Annotated in this window: 1 pseudogene; it reads left to right on the top strand. The window is 54.6% G+C overall.

Annotated features, from left to right (window positions below):
- A pseudogene (locus H0X95_RS35820) lies at positions 1-379 on the top strand (MFS transporter); the annotation flags it as partial.

Below are 379 nucleotides of genomic sequence, written 5' to 3'. Positions count from 1 at the left end.
CTCCGGTACTGCAAAGTATTACCCACGCAACACCGGTGTTCGTCACGGCAATGCTGGTGCTGATTGGTGTCGGATTCTCTATCGGTAACTATCTCGGCGGCAAACTGGCAGATCGTTCAGTTAACGGCACGTTGAAAGGCTTTTTGTTGCTGCTGATGGTGATTATGCTGGCAATCCCGTTCCTGGCCCGCAATGAGTTCGGCGCAGCTATTAGCATGGTGGTGTGGGGCGCAGCAACCTTTGCGGTCGTACCGCCGTTACAGATGCGCGTGATGCGTGTCGCCAGTGAAGCGCCGGGTCTGTCTTCATCAGTCAATATTGGTGCCTTTAATCTTGGAAATGCGCTGGGAGCAGCTGCTGGTGGTGCGGTAATTTCCGC

Origin of the sequence: Burkholderia sp. 9779_493 (assembly GCF_015712215.1) — a bacterium.
GTDB lineage: Bacteria > Pseudomonadota > Gammaproteobacteria > Burkholderiales > Burkholderiaceae > Burkholderia > Burkholderia cenocepacia.
The sequence above is the reverse complement of the archived record's forward strand: the minus strand, read 5'-3'. Positions and strand labels throughout refer to the sequence as shown.